Consider the following 14,895-nt stretch of genomic DNA (forward strand, 5'->3'; position numbering starts at 1 on the left):
ATCTATCTTTCTGAAGCGTATGTCCTAACCATAAACGTCAAGCTTTTGAATTGACTCTTAGGTTAGACGCTTGCATATATGGACATTCAATCATCCACGCAAGACGCCCACACAAGTCACCTGCGCACACTGTCAAAGATCTCAATCACTTGCGACCCCTTTCGGTGTCCGCGCCGGAACATTTCGTTCCGAGTGAGCCGCTCATCTTACATCGTTTTTCCTGTCCGTCAACACCGTTTGCAAAGAATTTTTGCTTTCGTTGTTGCCGTCCGGAGGGCGATGCCAGCGGCGGGAGGCGAATAATAGGTAGGTGCCCCACCTTTGACAAGCAAATTCTGAAATTATTTTTCGTGTTTCGCGTAAGACGTTGTTCTCACGCGAAACATCGCTTCGAAAACGCATCGCGACGACGTTACGTCGTCGCGATCAACTCATGCAAGCGTCAACAACACGCGCGCGAAGTTGCGTTTGCCTATCTGCAAAACCCCTTCGAAACCAGGGGAAAACACGCGTTGCGCGTCTTCGACGACTTCTGCGTCGATACGCACCGCACGCTCCTTGAGTTTGCGATTCGCTTCCGCGTTGCTCGGCGTGAGGCCTGCTGCAGTAAGTAGTGCAGGCAGGCGCAAGCCTTCCGCAGGCACGGCAATTTCTGTGAGTGGCAGCAGGCTGGTGTCGCCTTCGCCGCGCACCACGGCGTGCCAGCCGGCAATCGCCTGCTCCGCTGCGGCGGCATCATGGAAGCGCGTGGCCAGTTCGCGCGCCAGCTTGAGCTTGGCGTCGCGGGGATTGAGCGTGCCGCTGGCCACTTCCTGCTTCATGCGCGCGATGTCGTCGAGCGAGGTTTCGAAGCTGAGCAGCTCGAACCAGCGCCACATGAGGTCGTCGCCGATCTTCAGCGTCTTGGTGACGATGTCGATGGCGGGCTCATTGATGCCGATGTAGTTGCCCAGCGACTTGGACATCTTGTTGACGCCGTCCAGGCCCTCGAGCAGCGGCATGGTGAGCACGATCTGCGGCGGCTGGCCGTGGTGTTCCTGCAGAGCGCGACCCATCAGCAGGTTGAACTTCTGGTCGGTGCCGCCCAGCTCGACGTCGCACTTGAGCGCCACCGAGTCGTAGCCCTGCACCAGCGGATAGAGGAATTCGTGGATGGCGATCGGTTGCTGGCCGGCGAAGCGCTTGGAGAAGTCGTCGCGCTCGAGCATGCGGGCCACCGTGTGCTGGGCGGCGAGCTTGATCATGTCGGCGGCGCTCATCTGGCCGAACCATTCGGAATTGAAGCGCAGCTCGGTGCGCTCCTTGTCCAGCACCTTATAGACCTGTTCCGCATAGGTCTCGGCGTTGGCCAGCACGTCCTCGCGAGAAAGCGGCTTGCGCGTGACGTTCTTGCCGGTCGGATCACCGATCATGCCGGTGAAGTCGCCGATCAGGAAAATCACCTGGTGCCCCAGATCCTGGAACTGGCGCATCTTGTTGAGCAGGACGGTGTGGCCGAGGTGCAGGTCGGGCGCGGTTGGATCGAAGCCCGCCTTGATGCGCAGCGGGCGACCGAGCTTCAGGCGTGCCGCCAGCTCTTCCTGCTTGATGATTTCGTCGGCGCCGCGCGCGATGGTGGCCAGCGCCTGCTCAAGCTCGTTCATGTATTCCTCAAATTTTCGTTGTCTGGACTGCGGCGGAAATCACGGTTTCCCGAGCCGTTCCGTTAAGTGTGCGTTAACCAGAAAATTATCGCAACTCATTGATGGGAAAGGCGTTGACGCTCTTTACACAAGGCCGTTATGGTACGCGCCAATGTGAAGTTTGATACCTGGGGAACACCGGGCATGGGTGAGAGAAACGAGACCGCGCGCGCTGCGCGCAAACAGGCTATGCGTCGCAAGGCGCAGCGGCGGCACTCTCACTTTTACGAACGTTGCGCCCACTGGTCTTTTGGTTGCCATGGTGAGGCCGAGCCCATCCGTTGGCATCGCGAGCGCTGGATGCTCGCTGGTACGGCACTGCTGATCACGGCGGTTTCCGGTTTCCTGATTCCCGCGTGGGCCGGCGCGATGCGCCCGGACACGGTATCCACCGCACACGCGGTATTGCCGCTGGCCCTGCCCAAGGCGGCACCCGAAGTCGTCAACGCTCCCACGGTCGAGGACTGGCACATCGTCCAGGTGCAGCCGGGCCAGACGTTGTCTGACCTGTTCCAGAGCCAGGGCCTTAGCCTTACCGACGTGCAGCATGTGGTGGACCAGTCGGGTGACGCCAAATCACTGCATCACATCAGTCCGGGCCAGGAGTTCGACTTCCTGCTCGACGGCGACGGCAGCCTCAAGGGCATCCGGTTCGACAAGGACGAAGCAAACCGCACCACCATGCGCTTCGAGGGCGACAAGGCCACCGTGACCGCGCAGGCGCGCGAGGTGGATCGCCGCGAACACGTGGCGCACGGCACCATCGACAGCTCGTTGTTCGCCGCCGCCTCGAAAGCCGGCATGACCAACCAGATGGTGCTCAAGCTCGCCGACCTCTTCAAATACGACATCGACTTCGTGCAGGACCTGCGCGAGGGCGACAGCTTCACGGTGATCTACGACGACGTGTATCGCGACGGCTCCTATCTGCATGAGGGAGACATCGTGGCGGCCGAGTTCGTCAACCAGGGCCAGCGCTACACGGCGTACCGTTTCAAGAAGGATGACGGCAGCTACGGCTGGTTCAGTGAAGACGGTCGTCCGATCCAGAAGTCGTTCCTGCGCATTCCGGTGGATTTCACGCGCATCTCCTCGCAGTTCAGCGCGGCGCGCATGCATCCGGTGCTTGGCTTGATGCGCGCGCACAAGGGCGTGGACTATGCGGCGCCGACTGGCACGCCGATCCATGCCGCCGGTGATGGCGTGGTCAAGTTCAAGGGCTGGATGAACGGTTACGGCAACTTCGTGATCGTGCAGCACAACGGTTCCATCAGCACCGCCTACGGGCATATGTCGAAGTTCGCCACCGAAAAGGTGGGACAGCGCGTGAGCCAGGGTCAGGTGATCGGCTACGTCGGCATGACGGGCCTGGCCACCGGCCCGCATCTTCATTACGAATTCCGCGTCAACGACGTGCAGCGCGATCCGCAGACGGTGACGCTGCCCAAGCCCGAACCGCTGCCGGCCGTGCAGCTGGCCAGGTTCAAGTCGCAGGTGGTGCAGCCGCAGCTGGCGCGCCTGAAGACGCTGGACGCCAACATCAAGCTGGCGCGCGCCAGCGGCAATACCCGCACAGACGACTGATTTCCCGTGGACGATGCCTCGGCGCTTTATATCGGCCTGATCTCAGGCACCAGCGCCGACGGCATCGATGCCGCGCTGGTGCGTTTTGAAAACGACAAGCCACAACTGGTCGATGCGTTGACGCATCCGTGGCCGGACGACTTGCGTGCACGCATTCTGGCCGTGGCGCAGGATGAAACGCGGCTCGATCTTGATGCGTATGGACGCCTCGACGTGGCGATCGGCCAGTGCTTCGCCGAGGCTGCGCAGAATCTGTTGGCGCGCCATCCCGCACTTGCGGCTTCCGTTCGCGCGATCGGATCGCATGGGCAGACCTTGCGCCACCGCCCGACCGGCGCGTTTCCCTTCACGCTGCAGGTGGGCGATGCATCGGTGATCGCCGAATGTTGCGGCATCGACGTGGTGGCCGATTTCCGGCGCGCCGACGTGGCCGCGGGTGGCCAGGGCGCGCCATTGCTTCCCGCCGTGCACGCCATGCTGCTGGCCCAGCCCAAGCGCACGCGCGTGGTGCTCAATCTTGGCGGCATTGCCAACATCACCGTACTCGGTGCGGATGGCCGCGTGTTCGGCTTCGATACCGGTCCGGCCAATGGTCTGATGGATGCGTGGTGCCTGCGCCATCGCGGCGTGGCTTTCGACGCGGACGGCGCCTTCGCTGCGTCCGGCTCAGTCGATGAGGTTCTGCTGGAAGCCTTGCTGGCCGACACGTATTTTGCGCTGGCACCGCCCAAGAGCACGGGGCGTGAGCACTTCCATCTTGCGTGGCTGGAGTCGCACACGCACTTGTCGACAATGACGCCGGCAAACGTGCAGGCCACCCTGCTGGAGCTTTCCGCGCGCAGCGTGGCAGATGCCATTGCACGCCACGCCCCGGAGGCCGCCGACGTGCTCGCCTGCGGCGGCGGTGTGCACAATCCTCGACTGATGCAGCGGATAAGCGAGCTGCTGTCGCCACTCGTCGTCACCACGACCGCAACCCACGGCATCGACCCTGATTTCCTGGAAGCCATCGCGTTCGCGTGGCTTGCGCGGCAGCGTCTGCTTGGCTTGCCGGGCAACCTGCCGGCCGTGACGGGCGCGCGCGGTGCGCGCGTGCTGGGCGCGATCTACCCCGCGCCGCGTTAATTCTCGTCGTCGAGCACGCGGTTGGCGGGCGCCAGCTGCGTGGGCGTCGTGCGCGCAAGGGCGAGCACGGCTTCCTGGAAGGCGGCCTTTTCGCCGGCATCCCACTGGCCCGCAAGCATGGTCATGTCGCCGGGGTCGAGCATGGTTTCGGCAAAGAGGTTGGCAGAAGCCATGCCCAGGCCGTGCCGCAGTGCATGCAGCACCACGTCATTGATCGACCACTGCCTCTCCTTGGCCAGCGACTTGATGCGCTCGGCCATGAGGTTGTCGATATGGCGTATGACGAGGTCCGGCACGGACGCTCCCCTCCCACGATCATAAGCCCCCTGTGTCTCCATCTTGGCACAGGGCCTGGCCTGGACGGTATCGACCGTCCGTCCGGTTCAGGACGTGCTCATGGCTGTGAAGGGACTGCGTCGACGGAGCGGTCCTTGCTGAAACGCGGCCACAAATAAGTGAACAGCAAGACGGCCGGAACGACCGACACCACGGTAAGCACGAAGAAACTGCCATAGCCGGTCGCCGTGGCGATGCCTCCGGCAAAGAAGCCCAGCACCTTGCCCGGCAGGTTCACCAGCGAACTGAGTAGAGCGTACTGCGTGGCGGTGTGCTGGCGATTCACCAATGAAGACAGGAACGCCACGGTGGGCGGCCCGAAGAAGCCCTGGGTGAAGTTGTCGCCAGAGATCACCAGGGTCAGCACCAGCACGCTGCCCGGATGGCCGATCAGCCACAGGAACAGCAGGTTGCTGAGACCGATGGCGACCATGCCCACGCCGAGCGTCCGCCAGGCACCGAAACGCGCCACCGCCGCGCCGGCCACGAAGGCGCCGACGATGCCGATCCAGATGCCGTAGATCTTGGTGACGGTGCCGATTTCGGTCTTGCTGAAGCCCATGTCGCGATAGAACGGGCTCATCACACCGCCGATGGTGGCCTGCTCGGGAATCTTGAACAGCAGGATGAAGAGCAGCAGCACCAGCGCCAGCCACACGCCATAGCGGCGGAAAAAATCGGCGAAAGGATCCACCACGCCTTCGCGCATGGCCTCACCCCAGCTGCGCGGCGTGTGGCGCACCACGTTCGGTTCGGCAGCCCACAGCGTGGTGGCGACCGGCACGAACATCAGCGCCGCCAGCATCAGGTACACCGTTGGCCACGGCAGGTGGTCGGCAAGGATCAACGCGAAAGCGCCAGCCACGATCAGCGCGATGCGGTAGCCCAGTGCGTAGGTCGCCACCAGGGCGCCCTGCTCCGAAGTCGGCGCGATCTCGATGCGATAGGCATCGACCGCGATGTCCATGGTGGCGCCAAAGAACGCCACCACCAGCGTGGCGCCGACAAACGGGGCGAGCTGCAGCGGCGTCAGCATGGCCATGCCAACCAGGCCCGCGATCACGCCCAGCTGCGCGAACAGCAGCCAGCCGCGGCGTTGGCCCAGGCGACAGAACAGCGGCAGTCGCCAGTGGTCGAGCAGCGGCGCCCACAGGAACTTGAACGCGTAGGTCATCCCCGCGCTCGCGATCATGGTGATGTCCTTGAGCTCGATGCCCTTTTCCTTGAGCCAGTAGGCCAGCGTGCCCGCCACCAGCAGGAACGGCAGGCCCGAGGAAAAGCCGAACAGGAACATCGTCCATGCAGCAGGCTGCGTGAACGCGTGCCACACTGAGACCTTGGCCGGCTTCTTCGCCGGCGCGGAATCAGTCGGCATAGTCGACGGTGAACGGCGCGTGGTCGGAGAAGCGCTCGTCACGGTAGACCGAGCAGTGCTTCAGTCGCTGCTGCAGCGACGGCGAGACGATCTGGTAATCGATGCGCCACCCCACGTTGTTGGCCCGCGCGTTGCCGCGATTGGACCACCACGTGTAGTCCTGGCCGGTGGGATGGAGCGAGCGGTAGCTGTCGCACCAGCCGTGCTTGTCGACGAGGTCGTTGAGCCAGGCGCGTTCCTCGGGCAGGCAGCCGGAGTTCTTCTGGTTGGAGCGCCAGTTCTTGATGTCCAGTTCGCTGCGCACGATGTTCCAGTCGCCGCAGAGGATGTACTCGCGGCCGCTCCTGGCCCACTGGTCGAAGATCGGCGATAGCCAGTCCATTACCTTGAACTTGAACTGCTGGCGTTCGTCGCCCGACGAGCCCGACGGCACGTACAACGACACCACGCTCAACTTGCCGAAGCGCGCCTCGATATAACGACCTTCGCAGTCGAACGGTTCCCAGCCGAGCGTGGTCAGCACTTCGTCGGGCTCGCGCCTGGCGTAGATGGCCACGCCGCTGTAGCCCTTCTTGCTGCTGGCATCGCGGTAGAAGCAATGGTGTCCGTCGGGACGGAACATGGCGTCGGAGAGCTGGTCTTCCTGCGCCTTGGTTTCCTGCAGGCAGACGACGTCGGCCTTCTGTTGGCGCAACCACTCGAACACGCCCTTGTTGGCGGCCGAGCGGATGCCGTTGGCATTGAGGCTGATGATGCGCATGCGTCACTCCCGATGATGCGCCATCATAGCAACCATGTCCGAGCACCTGACGCCAACGCCCGATATCCGCGTCGCGCTGGTGGACGCCGCCATCCGCGCTGCGGTTTTGCAGCTCGGCGTGAGCGACGAGCAACATGATTTCGTCGGGCGCATCATCGCCTCGCTTCCCGATGCCGAGGCCTGCGCGGGCAGCGAGCCCATGGCCATCCTGCTCGATGGCGAGCCCATCGGCTTCTATCGCATAGAAACGCATCCGCGCTCCATCGCGGACATGGATTTTCCACGCGTCACGCTAGGACTGCGTTCGTTCTTCATCGACACGCGCTGGCAAGGCCGGGGACTGGGCACGCGCGCGCTGGTGGCGGCCATGCACGATCTCGCGCGGCGCCATCCCTCGGCGCGCGACGTGGTGCTCACCGTCAACCTGCGCAACGCACCGGCGCTCGCCCTGTATCGACGCGCAGGCTTCCGGGAGACCGGAGGGCTGTACCATGGCGGGCGTTCGGGGCCGCAATTCGTGATGTTGTGCGCCCTCCCCGTCTGAACTGATCGAGAGACCATCCCCGTGCACGATTACCAGCGCGACTTCATCGAACTTACCCTGCAGCGCGAGGTGCTGCGCTTTGGCGAATTCACGCTGAAGTCCGGTCGCCAGAGCCCCTATTTCTTCAACATGGGCCGCATCGATTCCGGCGCTGCGCTGGCGCAGCTTGGCCGTGCCTATGCCGCTGCCGTGATGAATTCCGCCATCGAGGTCGACATGCTGTTCGGCCCTGCCTACAAGGGCATTGCGCTGGCCGCGGCCACGGCCATGGCGCTGGCCGACCAGCACGGCCGCGACCTGCCGTGGGCGTACAACCGCAAGGAAGCCAAGGACCATGGCGAAGGCGGCGTGCTGGTGGGTGCGCCGCTGAAGGGGCGCGTGCTGATCGTTGACGACGTGATGACGGCCGGCACCGCCGTGCGCGAGTCGCTGGCCTTGATCCGCGCGCAGGGCGCCACGCCCGCGGGCGTGCTGATTGCGCTGGATCGCCAGGAGCGCGGCCAGGGCGCGTTGTCCGCCGCACAGGAAGTCACCGCCGAATTCGGCGTGCCGGTCATCGCCATCACCAGCCTGGGCGACGTGCTGGCCTATGCGGGCGAGCGCGCCGAACTCGCCGCCGAGCACGCACGCCTGATGGCCTATCGCCAGCAGTACGGCGTGGGCGCGTGACGCCGCAATCCGGCGAGCGACACCGGTCACACTGGAGACAGCACCGCCATGGCAACGTCATGGCATCGCCACAGCGCCGGCTATACTTCCGCCGACAAGGGGGAAATCATGCGTAAAACACTACTCGCCATCGCGATACTTGCGCTGGCTGCCGGCGCGCACGCGCAGGCACAGAAGGGCAGCGGGTATCGCTACCGCTGGAAGGACGCCACCGGCCTGCCGCACTACAGCGACAGCCTCACGTCCGATGCACTGAAGTTCGGCTACGACCTGGTCAACGATCGTGGCCTGGTGGTACAGCACGTCGATCGCCAGCTCAATCCCGAAGAGCGCGCCGCCGCGCAGAAGGCCGCCGACCAGCAGGCCGCCCAGCAACGCGCCGCCAAGGAACGCTCGCGCACCGAGGCGCAGATGCTCAGCGCCTATCCCACCGAGGAAGCCTACGCGACGTCGCTGAAGCAGAGCCTCGACAACATCGACCAGCAGATCAACACCACGCGTATCAACCTGCGCAGCCAGGAAAAGGCCTTGACCGACCTGCTCACGCGCGCAGGCGATCTGGAGCGCGCCAAACAACCGGTGCCGAAATTCCTCAACGACAGCATCGCCAAGCAGCGCGACGTGGTGACCAAGCAGCGCGACTTGCTGGATCACGAGATCGCCTCGCGCGATGCCGCGGAAAAGAAGAACGCGCTGGACGTGCAGCACTATCGCGAACTGAAGGCGGAGCAGGACAAGGACCAGCAAGGCCAGTGATGGCACGGCATGGCCCTGAGGCCATGTCGGTCGGCCTCGTGCACAGGAAAGGCCCCGGTCATGCCGGGGCCTTTTCGTTTCAGAACGGCAGCTTGAGGGAAGGATCGATCGCCAGCAGCTGCGTACGGAACAACAGCTGGATGCGCTTGAGCGCTGCCTCGTTGTTGGCATCAAAGCGCAGCACCAGCGACGGCGTGGTATTGGACGGGCGCACCAAGCCCCAACCATCCGGCCAGTCGGCGCGCACGCCATCGATGGTGGTGAGCGTGGCGTCGCCGAAGTTCGCCTTCTGGCGGAACGCGTCGACGAAGCGATAGTGCTCGCCTTCGCGCATCGGCACCTTGAGCTCGGGCGTGGAAACGCCCTTCGGGCAGGTGGCGAAGATTTCCTCTGGCGTGCGCTCTTCCGGGTCGCCCGCAAGGATTTCCATCAGGCGCGCACCGGCGTAGATGCCGTCGTCGAAGCCGTACCAGCGTTCCTTGAAGAAGAAGTGGCCACTCATTTCGCCGGCCAGTTCGGCGCCCGTCTCGCGCATCTTGGCCTTCATCAGCGAATGGCCGGTACGCCACATCAGCGGGCTGCCGCCGGCGTCGAGGATCTCGCCCTTGAGATGCCCGGTGCACTTCACGTCGTAGATGACGGTTGCGCCCGGCTGGCGCGACAGCACGTCGCGCGCGAACAGCATCAGGGTCCGGTCGGGGAAGATGATTTCACCGTCCTTGGTCACCACGCCCAGGCGATCGCCGTCGCCGTCGAAGGCCACGCCCAGATCAGCACCGGTTTGCTTCACGGCGAAGATCAGATCTTCCAGGTTCTGCGGATCGGACGGATCGGGATGGTGGTTCGGAAAGGTGCCGTCCACATCGCAATACAGCGGGATCACGTCGCAACCGATGCCTTCCAGCACCTGCGGCGCCACCGCGCCCGCGATGCCGTTGCCTGCGTCGATCACCACCCTGAGGCGGCGCTCTGCCTGCACGTCGGAGGTGATGCGGTCGACGTAATCCGGGATGACGTCGACATGGCGCAGGTTGCCCTTGTCCGCGCGCGTCAGCTGGTTGGAGGCAATGCGCTGGTAGAGATCCTGGATCGTGCCTTCGGACAGTGTCTCGCCGCCCACCACGATCTTGAAGCCGTTGTATTCGGGCGGGTTGTGGCTGCCCGTCACTGCCACGCCGCAACCCGTGTTGAAGCGATAGGCGGCGAAATACACGACCGGCGTGGGCACCGCACCCACGTCGATCACGTCGATGCCGGCCGTACGCAGACCCTCGGTCAACGCAGCGACCAGTTCGGGCCCGGACAGGCGTCCATCGCGGCCCACCACGATTTCCGGCAGGCCTTTTTCGTGCATCACCGTGCCGATGGCCTGGCCCAGCAGGCGCGCCACATCGGCGGTCAGCGATTTGCCAACCACGCCGCGCACGTCATAGGCACGGAAAATGGCGGGATCGACCGTGACGGGTGCGGGCGGGGCGGCCGCCTTGATGGCGGCGAGCCGGGCATTGGTGTCGGGCTTGGGTGGCTCGGGCACCGTTTCGATCAGGTCCGAGAAGACCGGTTCGTCCGACTCCCCAGACGCGTCGCGGCCAGGGCGATGGCGCGCCCACAGCAAATAGATGCCGGCGCCCAGGCAGGCCAGCGCCAGTACGGCGGAAAGCAGCCAGCTGCGGGGCAACACGATGTAGGCTCGCGGCAAAGCGGCAACCACGCTGAGCGTGGTGCCTTCGACGCTCATGCCGGTGGCTTCGCGCTCAGCGCCAGGGCTGCCGATGGCGAGCAGGCGCAAGTCGCCGCGGTCGTCGCCCTGGCGAAGTTCGAGGCGGCCACCCGCGGGAGAAAGCGATTCGAAACGCTCCTGCACGGGCGCAAACGGCAATGCCGCCCACACCCAGGCCTGCGGGTGTTCGGGGCGGCCCACCGGCACCACCACGCTCAGCAGGCGACCGTTCTTGTCGGGAATGGTTTGCGCCAGCGGCTTGCCGTCCGCCGTCTGTGCCGCCATCAGCTGGGCCGCCTTGCCGTAGCCGAACTGGCGATAGTTGGCGTGCAGCACCTCGTCGAGATTGCCGCTGTAGATCTCCACCGCAGTCGCCTGCGGGATCAACGAACGCAACGTGGCGGCACCCTGCACCGGATCCGCCGACAGCGCGGCCTGATCGGTGGCATGCACGGCCGCTTCGACGCGACCACGCGCGTTGGCGATCTCGGCATTCAGTGCGTCAACGGCCTGCTTCTGCGCCGCGTGTACGCGCTCAACCGCACCGTTCTCATCGGCGATCAGCCAGGTCTGCCACAGGCAGGCCAGGCCGAGCAGCAGCAGAAAGGTGCCCGCCGCCAGCGGCAACAGGTGCCGCCAGTCGATCGATCCAGCCCGCGGTAATCCGCCCAAGCTGATGAGTTTCGCCATGCCCTGTCCCCGCACAGGTTGTCTATCGGCGCCGTGGCACCGGATTCAATTGACGCCGGTCGAACCGAACCCGCCCTCGCCCCTCTGCGACGGCGCGAACTCCTTCACCACTTTCAGCCGCGCCTGCGCCACCGGCACCAGCAGCAGTTGGGCGATGCGATCGCCTACCGCGATGGTGTAGGGCTGCGTGCCGCGGTTCCAGCACGAAATCATCAGCGGGCCCTGGTAGTCGGCGTCGATCACGCCGACCAGGTTGCCCATCACCAGGCCATGCTTGTGACCCAGGCCCGAGCGCGGGACGATCAACGCGCACCAGCCCGGATCGCCGATATGGATGGCCATACCGCTGGGCACCAGCGCGCTGTCGCCCGGTTGCAGGGTCAGCGGCGCGTCGATGGCCGCACGCAGGTCCATGCCGGCACTGCCGACAGTGGCGGCCTGCGGCAGTTCGATGGTGTCGCCCAGGCGCGGGTCGAGGATCTTCAGTTCGACATCGATGCCGTGCCCTGCCGTCATGGACGCACCGCCGCGTAACGCTCGGCGATCTTCGCAACCAGCTGGCGCGCCAGTTCCGTCTTGGAGGCGCGCGGCAGTTCGATGGCGCCTTCCGGGCCATACAGGGTGAGTGCGTTGTCGGCAGCCTCGAAGCCAAGGCCCCCGCCGACCTGGTTGGCGGCAATCATGTCCAGTCCTTTGCGCGCGAGCTTGTCGCGGGCGTATCGCTCCACATCATGCGTTTCCGCGGCGAATCCGACCAAGAAGGGGCGCACGGTTTGCGCAGCCAGCATGCCGATGATGTCCGGATTCTCGGCCAGGCTCAGCTCCAGGGCGGCGCCGGCGCGCTTCTTGATCTTGTGGTCGGCCACTTCGGCAGGGCGATAGTCGCCCACGGCGGCGGCGCCGACATAGATGTCCGCATGAGCCGCGGCAGCCACCACCGCATCGCGCATCTGCGCGGCGCTGCGCACATCGACGCGACGCGCCACGCCCGGCGGCGTGGCGAGGCTGACCGGGCCGGCCACCAGCGTCACCTCGGCACCGGCCTGCGCGGCAGCTTCCGCCACGGCGAAACCCATGCGGCCGGAACTGCGGTTGCCGATGAAGCGGACGGGATCGATGTCTTCGTAGGTTGGCCCGGCGCTCACCACGACTTTGCGCCCGCGCAGCACGGCGTGGCCGAACGAGGCGACGATCGCTTCGCGTAGCTCCATCGGTTCCAGCATGCGTCCCGAACCGATATCACCGCAGGCCTGATCACCCGAGGCGGGGCCGAGCAGATGCACACCGCGCTGGCGCAAGGTGTCGACATTGGCCTGCACGGCCGGATGCGCCCACATCTGCTGGTTCATCGCTGGCGCCACGTACAGTGGTGCGGCGCTGGCCAGGCACACGGTGGTGAGCAGGTCGTTGGCAAAGCCATGCGCAAGACGCGCGATGAGGTCCGCGCTGGCCGGGGCAATCAGGATGCGTTCGGCCCAGCGCGCCAGCTCGATATGCCCCATGGCGGCTTCCGCTTCCGCATCCCACAGGCTCATGCGCACGGGTTGGCCGGACAGTGCCTGGAACGTGGTGGCGCTTACGAAATGCGTGGCGCCTTCGGTCATCACCACGCGCACTTCGGCATCGAGGTCACGCAGGCGGCGGACCAGCTCGCAGGACTTATAGGCGGCGATGCCACCGGATACGCCCAGCAGGATGCGGCGTTGGGCAAGACTCATGGTGTGGGCCTGACAAACGTTATGGCCAGTAGCTTACCGGAATCGTCAGCGTGGCTCGGCGACACGGTTATGAGTCAGAACGAATGCATCCTTCTCCCACCGGGAGAACGTGGCGGTAGCCGGATGAGGGTGCGGTCGAAGCGAACCTTGTCAGGTCGCTCGAGCGCGCACCTTCGCCCCAACGCCTCTCCCGCAGGGAGAGGGGCCTTTCGTCGCCATATTCAGGACAGCTGGCCAGGACGAAGAATGTCCTCCAGCCCGATGCGGCGCAGCAGCTCCGCCCGCACGCGATCGGCCCGCGCCATTGACGATTTCCGCACCGTCCTGCGACGGATCGACATGCACGCGGAAGGGGCGCTTGCCGAATGCCGTGTCGACCACCGTGACAATCACTGCGGCCACGGCTTGGGAATCCGCGTCGGCAGGCTCCAGCGTAGCCAACCCCATGAAGGCCACGTCGCCGAAATCCGCCGTGGGTCCTTCCGCATAGGCCCTGGCCACGGCTTCGTCCGCTGGCGTACCGGCGTGGGCAAAATGGTTGGTGCCCTGCCAGCTTCTCCTGACGATCTGCAGGCGCACGCCATGATCGGCTTCGTGTCCTCGGCGTCGGGCAATGTGATGCCGCTGGAGTTCCAGACGAACGGCAGCCTGCAGCGCCAGTCCCTGCCCCATGCCGTGAGTGTCGCGGGGGCCGAGATGTATGTATCGCTTGCGCGGCTGGGGCTGGGCCTCATCCAGGTGCCGCGTTATCGGGTGCAGGATGATCTCTCTCGCGGCCAGCTGGTCGAGGTGCTGCCCAACCATCCGCCGGCGCCGTCACCGGTGTACGTGCTCTATCCCCAGAGCCGCCAGCTTTCGCCGCGCGTCAGGGTATTCATCGACTGGATTGCGGCGGAGTTCGCGGCCCGGTTGCCAACCGCGCCATGACCGACGGTTCGCAGGCACGGGCGCCGACGGCAAAGGCCGTGCATGCCTGATGGGCGCCGACGCCAGTCGCCGCCAGCCTCCGGGGATGAGCATTCGCGAATGGCCTGAACTCGAACGTCCCCGGGAAAAGCTGCTGGCGCGGGGCAGCGCTGCCTTGTCGGATGCGGAACTGATCGCCGTGCTGCTCGGCAGCGGCCTGCCTGGCAAGGACGCCATCGCCCTGGGCCGGGAATTGCTGGCAACCAGCGGAAGCGTCGGCACCCTGCTGGCCGATCCGTGCGGAGCAGCCCTGACATTGCGCGGCATCGGACCGGCCAAGCGCGCACGCCTCATCGCTGCGCTCGAACTGGCGCGACGTTCGCTGGCCGAGCAACTGGCCGACCGCCCGGCCCTGTCCAATCCGCGCGACAGCGGCGATTACCTCAGCGCGCAACTGCGCCACCTGCCCTATGAGGTGTTCGGTTGCCTGTTCCTGGACAACCGGCATCGCGTGCTCGCCTTCGAGGAGCTGTTCCGCGGCACCGTGGATGGCGCCAGCGTGCATCCCAGGGAAGTGGTCCGCGCCTGCCTCCGGCACAACGCCGTCGCAGTCATCCTGGCGCACAACCATCCCTCGGGCGTGGCCGAACCCAGCCCGGCCGACCGGGCCATTACCCACGAACTGAAAAGCGCGCTGCAGCTGGTCGGCGTACGCGTGCTGGACCATCTGGTGATTGGCAGCGGAAAGCCGGTGTCGATGGCAGCGCTGGGGCTCATCTGAGCGTGCAGGTGTTCCCAAAGAACAACGGCGCGGGGGGAGATCCGCGCCGTCTGGCCGTTTGTGGGGGAGAAGAGGAGCAACGGCATCTCCCGTCCCGTCGGCGGGGAGGTTGCCGGGGGACGTGAAGAAGTGTGGCAGTGCCGCATGACAGGGGCATGACGCGCCACGGAGTCCACCGCCTTGCGTTGCTGCGGTCAGGGAGCCCCGAGACTTATGCACAATCGGCCTGGGACGGCACTTTCCGATCCA

At 65.2% G+C, this 14,895-nt stretch carries 14 protein-coding genes; 7 read left to right on the top strand and 7 right to left on the bottom strand.

What is annotated here, in order from left to right:
- Positions 1-431 precede the first annotated feature (431 nt).
- Complete coding sequence (gene tyrS / locus VFG49_RS02835) at positions 432-1,643, bottom strand: tyrosine--tRNA ligase (protein ID WP_324857990.1); 1,212 nt, start codon at positions 1,641-1,643, stop codon at positions 432-434.
- A gap of 183 nt (positions 1,644-1,826) precedes the next feature.
- Here tyrS and VFG49_RS02840 point away from each other — a divergent pair, with 183 nt between their 5' ends.
- Positions 1,827-3,266 carry an OapA family protein gene (locus VFG49_RS02840; protein WP_324857991.1) on the top strand — a complete coding sequence of 480 codons (1,440 nt, stop codon included), beginning with the start codon at positions 1,827-1,829 and terminating at the stop codon, positions 3,264-3,266.
- Between the two features lie 6 nt (positions 3,267-3,272).
- The gene (locus VFG49_RS02845; RefSeq protein ID WP_324857992.1) at positions 3,273-4,391 is read left to right on the top strand and encodes an anhydro-N-acetylmuramic acid kinase; all 1,119 of its coding nucleotides are present in this window, start codon (positions 3,273-3,275) and stop codon (positions 4,389-4,391) included.
- On the opposite strand, the gene VFG49_RS02850 is transcribed toward VFG49_RS02845, so the two are convergent.
- From VFG49_RS02850 to VFG49_RS02860, 3 genes are all read right to left on the bottom strand, one after another.
- On the bottom strand, positions 4,388-4,687 hold the full coding sequence (locus tag VFG49_RS02850; RefSeq protein ID WP_324857993.1) for a hypothetical protein: 300 nt from the start codon (positions 4,685-4,687) through the stop codon (positions 4,388-4,390). The genes VFG49_RS02845 and VFG49_RS02850 overlap by 4 nt on opposite strands.
- Positions 4,688-4,785: 98 nt before the next feature.
- Positions 4,786-6,102: an AmpG family muropeptide MFS transporter gene (locus VFG49_RS02855; RefSeq protein ID WP_414649036.1), complete on the bottom strand. Its 1,317-nt coding sequence runs from the start codon at positions 6,100-6,102 to the stop codon at positions 4,786-4,788.
- Positions 6,092-6,862 carry an exodeoxyribonuclease III gene (locus VFG49_RS02860; protein WP_324857994.1) on the bottom strand — a complete coding sequence of 257 codons (771 nt, stop codon included), beginning with the start codon at positions 6,860-6,862 and terminating at the stop codon, positions 6,092-6,094. Before VFG49_RS02860 ends, VFG49_RS02855 begins: the two co-directional genes overlap by 11 nt.
- Positions 6,863-6,896: 34 nt before the next feature.
- Between VFG49_RS02860 and VFG49_RS02865 the strand changes: the two genes are divergently transcribed.
- From VFG49_RS02865 to VFG49_RS02875, 3 genes are read left to right on the top strand one after another with little or no spacing between them, the layout of a single operon-like run.
- On the top strand, positions 6,897-7,406 hold the full coding sequence (locus VFG49_RS02865) for a GNAT family N-acetyltransferase (protein ID WP_324857995.1): 510 nt from the start codon (positions 6,897-6,899) through the stop codon (positions 7,404-7,406).
- A 21-nt stretch (positions 7,407-7,427) separates the two neighbouring features.
- Positions 7,428-8,075 carry an orotate phosphoribosyltransferase gene (gene pyrE, locus VFG49_RS02870; protein ID WP_324857996.1) on the top strand — a complete coding sequence of 216 codons (648 nt, stop codon included), beginning with the start codon at positions 7,428-7,430 and terminating at the stop codon, positions 8,073-8,075.
- A 48-nt stretch (positions 8,076-8,123) separates the two neighbouring features.
- Positions 8,124-8,831, top strand: coding sequence for a DUF4124 domain-containing protein (locus VFG49_RS02875; RefSeq protein ID WP_324857997.1), 708 nt, complete (start codon positions 8,124-8,126; stop codon positions 8,829-8,831).
- Positions 8,832-8,910: 79 nt separating this feature from the next.
- On the opposite strand, the gene VFG49_RS02880 is transcribed toward VFG49_RS02875, so the two are convergent.
- From VFG49_RS02880 to coaBC, 3 genes are read right to left on the bottom strand one after another with little or no spacing between them, the layout of a single operon-like run.
- A complete protein-coding gene (locus tag VFG49_RS02880; protein WP_324857998.1) occupies positions 8,911-11,241 on the bottom strand; it encodes a phosphomannomutase/phosphoglucomutase in 2,331 nt (776 codons plus the stop codon).
- A gap of 45 nt (positions 11,242-11,286) precedes the next feature.
- Positions 11,287-11,757 (bottom strand): dUTP diphosphatase, encoded by a 471-nt coding sequence (gene dut / locus VFG49_RS02885; protein WP_324857999.1) that lies wholly within the window; start codon positions 11,755-11,757, stop codon positions 11,287-11,289.
- Positions 11,754-12,959 carry a bifunctional phosphopantothenoylcysteine decarboxylase/phosphopantothenate--cysteine ligase CoaBC gene (gene coaBC / locus VFG49_RS02890; RefSeq protein WP_324858000.1) on the bottom strand — a complete coding sequence of 402 codons (1,206 nt, stop codon included), beginning with the start codon at positions 12,957-12,959 and terminating at the stop codon, positions 11,754-11,756. Before coaBC ends, dut begins: the two co-directional genes overlap by 4 nt.
- Before the next feature lie 246 nt (positions 12,960-13,205).
- Here coaBC and VFG49_RS02895 point away from each other — a divergent pair, with 246 nt between their 5' ends.
- Both VFG49_RS02895 and radC read left to right on the top strand, forming a co-directional pair.
- Complete coding sequence (locus tag VFG49_RS02895; RefSeq protein WP_324858001.1) at positions 13,206-13,886, top strand: LysR substrate-binding domain-containing protein; 681 nt, start codon at positions 13,206-13,208, stop codon at positions 13,884-13,886.
- 85 nt (positions 13,887-13,971) lie between these two features.
- Entirely contained in the window at positions 13,972-14,646 is a 675-nt protein-coding gene (radC, locus tag VFG49_RS02900) for a RadC family protein (RefSeq protein WP_324858002.1), read from the top strand.
- The last annotated feature ends 249 nt before the right edge of the window (positions 14,647-14,895 follow it).

Source organism: Dyella sp., from assembly GCF_035685885.1.
In the GTDB taxonomy this organism is placed as follows: Bacteria; Pseudomonadota; Gammaproteobacteria; order Xanthomonadales; family Rhodanobacteraceae; genus Dyella.

Excerpts from the sequence above, each read along its gene's own strand:
- tyrS (WP_324857990.1), bottom strand. The coding sequence starts at position 1,643 with ATGAACGAGCTTGAGCAGGCGCTGGCCACCATCGCGCGCGGCGCCGAC.
- VFG49_RS02840 (WP_324857991.1), top strand. The coding sequence starts at position 1,827 with ATGGGTGAGAGAAACGAGACCGCGCGCGCTGCGCGCAAACAGGCTATG.
- VFG49_RS02855 (WP_414649036.1), bottom strand. The coding sequence starts at position 6,102 with ATGCCGACTGATTCCGCGCCGGCGAAGAAGCCGGCCAAGGTCTCAGTG.
- VFG49_RS02860 (WP_324857994.1), bottom strand. The coding sequence starts at position 6,862 with ATGCGCATCATCAGCCTCAATGCCAACGGCATCCGCTCGGCCGCCAAC.
- VFG49_RS02865 (WP_324857995.1), top strand. The coding sequence starts at position 6,897 with ATGTCCGAGCACCTGACGCCAACGCCCGATATCCGCGTCGCGCTGGTG.
- VFG49_RS02875 (WP_324857997.1), top strand. The coding sequence starts at position 8,124 with ATGGCAACGTCATGGCATCGCCACAGCGCCGGCTATACTTCCGCCGAC.
- VFG49_RS02880 (WP_324857998.1), bottom strand. The coding sequence starts at position 11,241 with ATGGCGAAACTCATCAGCTTGGGCGGATTACCGCGGGCTGGATCGATC.
- dut (WP_324857999.1), bottom strand. The coding sequence starts at position 11,757 with ATGACGGCAGGGCACGGCATCGATGTCGAACTGAAGATCCTCGACCCG.
- coaBC (WP_324858000.1), bottom strand. The coding sequence starts at position 12,959 with ATGAGTCTTGCCCAACGCCGCATCCTGCTGGGCGTATCCGGTGGCATC.
- VFG49_RS02895 (WP_324858001.1), top strand. The coding sequence starts at position 13,206 with ATGTCCTCCAGCCCGATGCGGCGCAGCAGCTCCGCCCGCACGCGATCG.
- radC (WP_324858002.1), top strand. The coding sequence starts at position 13,972 with ATGAGCATTCGCGAATGGCCTGAACTCGAACGTCCCCGGGAAAAGCTG.